This window comes from Natronospira sp. (assembly GCF_007134575.1).
Taxonomy (GTDB): domain Bacteria; phylum Pseudomonadota; class Gammaproteobacteria; order Natronospirales; family Natronospiraceae; genus Natronospira; species Natronospira elongata.
Genome location: NZ_SLKM01000018.1, coordinates 1 through 4,618 on the forward strand (window position 1 = coordinate 1; position 4,618 = coordinate 4,618).

Consider the following 4,618-nt stretch of genomic DNA (forward strand, 5'->3'; position numbering starts at 1 on the left):
CCAACTCGATCTTCAACCAGATCTCACTGGAAAACCCCTCGCGCATGCATCATCGACGGATCTTCGAAACCATCGGTGTCCGCTATGATGATTTCTCCCGGGTGGAGCCCATTCTGAAGGATATCCGGCAGATGCTCGATGAGCATGAGGAGATCACCAAGGACCGCACGCTGATGGTTTACTTCAATACCTATGGCGAGTCCTCCCTGGATTTCTTCATCTACTGCTTCACCCATACCAAGGTGTGGACCGACTTCCACGCGGTCAAGGAAGATGTATTGCTCAAGGTTGGGCGGATCATCGAGAAGCACGGCGCCGAGATCGCCTTCCCCACGCGCACCCTGCATGTGCCGGACGGCATCGCCCAGGCTGAACCACATCCGTCAGCCTCATCCCCCCAGCCTCAAGGAGGGCAGCGATGAAAGAAGAGATCAGCCACGGGCCCGCCGAGGACTGGATGGCGCTGCCTGCCACGGCGGAACTCATCCATGACGCTGCCGCCGTTAATCGGGCCTATGATCAGATGGCCCAGGCCATCAACCGAGACTGGGCCGGCACCGATCCTCTGATTCTGTCGGTACTGCTGGGTGGCCTGATCCCGGCCGGCCAGCTCCTGCCAAGGCTGCTCTTTCCCCTGCAGCTCGAAAGTATTCATGCCACCCGCTACGGTGGCTCCACCCGGGGCGGCAAACTCAACTGGATATCCGAGCCCCGGGTCAGCCTCAAGGGCAGGAATATTCTTTTGATCGATGACATCCTCGATGAAGGCATCACCCTCAAGGCCCTGGTGGACTACTGCAGGGAAAAGGGTGCTGAAAGGGTTGGCACGGCCGTGCTGGTACGCAAGCAGCGCAGCCAGTCGCCCGCCATGGAAGCGGACTACGTCGGTCTCGAAGTGCCGGATCGCTATGTCTTCGGCTGCGGCATGGATCTGGATAAATATCATCGCCAGCTCACCGGCATTTATGCCATTTGATTAGACGAAACAGACAACGGGAAACAACATGGCGGAAATTGCAATCATCGGTGGCACCGGTCTCTCTGAACTGGATGCGCTAGAGATTACCCACCGGGAAGTCGTGGCCACCCCTTATGGTGAGCCCTCGGGCCCGGTGACACACGGCCGCTTGTTCGGTACCGAGGTGGTCTTCATGGCCCGTCATGGTCACGGCCACACCATTCCGCCCCATCAGGTCAATTATCGCGCCAACATCTGGGCGCTCCGAAACGTGGGTATTCGCCGGGTATTGTCCATTGCCGCCGTGGGCGGCATTCGCAAGGACATGGTGCCCGGCGGAGTTGCCATCCCCGACCAGATCATCGACTACACCTGGGGCCGGGAACACACCTACTATGAAGGCGAACTGCGGGCCGTGACTCACATCGACTTCACCCAGCCCTACTGTCCCGAACTCCGGGAGCGCCTGATCAAGGCCGCTGACCAGGCAGGCATTGACGTGGCCCGCGACGGCACCTATGCCACCACCCAGGGCCCTCGCCTGGAATCCGCCGCCGAAATCGACAAGCTGGAAAAGGACGGCGCCGACCTCGTCGGCATGACCGGCATGCCCGAAGCCGCCCTGGCCCGCGAACTCGGAATGTCCTACGCCTGCTGCGCCGTCATCGCCAACCACGCAGCCGGCCGCGGCGATACCGACATTCACGCCGATATTGAGGCCCACCTTAAGAATGCGCTGGACAAGGCACGGGGGATCATTGGGGCCTTGCTCAAAGACAGGATCTGAATCGCTTTAGTTTGGTAATGGAGGGAGAAAGACAGTGAAATTGATCAAAAAGGGCGTGCTGGCCTGCCTGGGGTCTGGCACTTTTGGGGCTGCAAGGTTGTGCAACAATCCATGGCGGCGAGTTCCTCAATTGGGTGGATGCCACCGAAAATGGGGTCGCCGTGGTAGCCGTGCGTGTCAACGACTATCGCGTCCGCCCGGGCGAGCCTGATTACCGGGAAGCGAAACTGGAGAGTGTCAAGGTAGAGCGGATAACCCCTGCCGGGGAAGTGGAGGCATCGCTTTGGGTCTCACCCTGGAGCTTCAGTACCCACCCCGATGACATGGTCCTCATGTCCCTGCCTGCCGGACATTACCGGATCGCGACCCTTCGCTACCGGATTGTCGGCGCGCCGCAAGCTGCTCTGATCAAGATTGATGCCTCCCAGGACCTGGGAAGCTTCGATGTGGTTCCGGATCAGGTGACCGATCTGGGGACACTTCTGGTGCAGACAGCCGATGGCAGTCTTGGTGCCTATGGCGTGACCTGGATTGATAATGACCTGGATGTCATGGCGCTGGTTCAGAAAATCTACCAGAGCAGCGGCATTGATGGCGGCATCAATGGGATCATCGGCTGGAGCCAGCGTCGTCCCGGTCTGGAGGCGCGCACCGTTCTCGAGACCGCCGAAAGGCGACCGGCCCCCAACGGTGAAGCCTTGGTGGATAGCCAGGGCCGTGTCCTTATACCAAGCAAGGTCGGCAGTATCCTGGTACGCATGCCGGGCGGTGAATGGTACGTGGCCGATGTGAGCACCGACGAACCCCTCAATACGATCATCGAAACCGAGGCCGGCTTTCTGGTGGGCACCGGCTCAGGCCAGATCCTGCGCGCCCATTCATTGCTTCAGGAGGAATGGGATGTCATTGCCGATTTTGGCAATTGGGCGGACGTCCAGTACCTCTACGCCGGCGAGGCAAGCCAGCTCGTTGCCGGCGTGATCCGGCGTCGGCCCTATATCGTCGACGGCCGGGGTACCACCAATTTGCGCCACCGTGCACGGGCAGCTTATTCCTTCTCAGCACATGAGGTGCCTTTGGAGGCAATCTCCGAACAGAGTGAGCTGGAGTGGCGCCAGATGCAGGCCATGGATATCCCCACTGGCTCCCATCTTTATGACACCTTTTCTTCGGGGGAGAGTTTTTTCTTCGCCTACTGGAATGGCATTGATCGTCGATATGCCTACTATCGATACAATAGCCGCACCCTCCAGATGGATTTTCTCGAGCCCTATTCCTTGCATTCCGACCGCCGCCTGAATGCCTTTGGTGAGCATGGCTACCAGTCCTCAAGGCAGTGGTTGATGCACAATATCCGCTGGCCGATTGTCGAGCGGTATTTCCGCTTGCTGGAGTTCGGTCACGCCGACGTCGCTGAAGATCCGCCGGGCCTCGGACATCGACAGCCTGCCTTGATGCTTGAAAACGGGGACCTGTTCGGTTTTCTGTTTTCCTTGTCACGCGATGGCTATGTTGATGGCGCCGACGAGATCATCGAGGAATTCAGAAATGAGGAAGAAAACGGAGAAGAAGGAGAGAACGGCGAGGAAGGGGAGAGGGCCTACCCGGAAGTTCTTGGTATCTATGCCCATCGTGACCCGAATGAATCCAGGTGGCGGCCCGTTGCCCCAAGGCCCGAAGGCTGCCTTTCTCCCTTGCAGATGATCGAGAGCGGCGATGAGATTATCCAGATCTGCCGATTCGGCATACACCACAGCATGACAATCGGTGAGTGGGAGTGGCGTAGTGAATCCGCCTCCAACTTCCTGGCGTTGGAGGAAATGGAATGATCAGACAAACTCGACGACTGACCGCAATCGTCGCTCTGGCCGCCTTGCTGGTTCCATTTGGCGAATCCGAGGCCACGGCGGATGGTGGCAGCTCAGGATCTGCCAGCGCAGCAGTGGACTCCCTCCATGGCCATGTCATCTTCACTCTGCGAATCAACGATGATTACATACTCCAGCCGGGGGACCGGATTGGCCGGGTGAGATTCAGTGCCATTGGCGACACGGATCGCGATCCAATCTGGATCTCGTCAATGGATGGTGCCGTCGATACCGGTCGTCGACTGTTCGTGGCCGATTTGCCGGTGGGAAGTTACCGAATCTCTGGGTTTGAGCTTTATGCGGAGCAGACCAATCGAAGGGCTGATGGTGTCGGCGCCTTGCAGATAAATGAGAAGCTCGGGCAATTCAGTGTCAGTGGCAACTCATTGACCAATCTGGGCACCCTTGTCATTCAGCCGAGGTTATACGGTCGTTCACGGGTGGCCGGCATCAGCCGCGTTCCCCCTCAAGAAGAAATCCCGGACCTGTTTCAGGCTCTCACCGGTATTGACGAGCTCGACGATATCCGCGGCTGGGATGAGGCCGTGCCGGAGGGCATGCAAGGTAATCTCGAGTTGTTTGTCCTGCGTTCGCCACTAGCGCAACCATTGCAGATCCTGGCAGATGGCAGTCTCATCGGCGGCACCCGGCTGGGCGGTGTCCATGTCAGGGATGCCGAGGGCGAGTGGCGTCTGGAATTCCTACCGGAACTCGCCTCCGTGGACAGCATCACGGAAAACGGGGACGGCTGGCTGATTCTGTCCTCGGATAGCGATCATCTTTACGCCCGCCATCGCACCGCCGAGGCCTGGACGAAGGTGGAGATGCCCAAGGGGTATCATCGACCCATCATTGGCAGCATTGACGATTCCACCCTGTATGTCCTCGCCGAGTACCGCGAATACTCCGCCGTCAGTCATTCACAGTCCAACTCGTGGCGACTTCCAAGGCCACGGCGGGTTTTGCACCTTCTGGCAACGGATTGGCCCATGGCCAGCGAGTGGG

At 58.9% G+C, this 4,618-nt stretch carries 5 protein-coding genes; all 5 read left to right on the plus strand.

Translation table 11 applies throughout. The annotated features are described in order from the left end of the window. Window positions 1-422, plus strand: a 422-nt coding sequence (locus ACJWXQ_RS00755; protein WP_406671933.1) for a mechanosensitive ion channel family protein, incomplete at its 5' end; no start/stop codon positions are given. Continuing rightward, a complete protein-coding gene (locus ACJWXQ_RS00760; RefSeq protein WP_406671934.1) occupies window positions 419-976 on the plus strand; it encodes a hypoxanthine-guanine phosphoribosyltransferase in 558 nt (185 codons plus the stop codon). The genes ACJWXQ_RS00755 and ACJWXQ_RS00760, both read left to right, overlap by 4 nt. Window positions 977-1,004: 28 nt before the next feature. After that, window positions 1,005-1,745 (plus strand): S-methyl-5'-thioinosine phosphorylase, encoded by a 741-nt coding sequence (locus ACJWXQ_RS00765; protein ID WP_406671935.1) that lies wholly within the window; start codon window positions 1,005-1,007, stop codon window positions 1,743-1,745. 161 nt (window positions 1,746-1,906) lie between these two features. Further along, complete coding sequence (locus ACJWXQ_RS00770) at window positions 1,907-3,574, plus strand: hypothetical protein (RefSeq protein ID WP_406671936.1); 1,668 nt, start codon at window positions 1,907-1,909, stop codon at window positions 3,572-3,574. Continuing rightward, on the plus strand, window positions 3,571-4,618 hold a 1,048-nt coding region (locus ACJWXQ_RS00775), incomplete at its 3' end, for a hypothetical protein (RefSeq protein WP_406671937.1). The genes ACJWXQ_RS00770 and ACJWXQ_RS00775, both read left to right, overlap by 4 nt.

Bases quoted from the DNA above. Each gene is read 5' to 3' on its own strand.
- ACJWXQ_RS00760 (WP_406671934.1), top strand. From the start codon at position 419: ATGAAAGAAGAGATCAGCCACGGGCCCGCCGAGGACTGGATGGCGCTG.
- ACJWXQ_RS00765 (WP_406671935.1), top strand. From the start codon at position 1,005: ATGGCGGAAATTGCAATCATCGGTGGCACCGGTCTCTCTGAACTGGAT.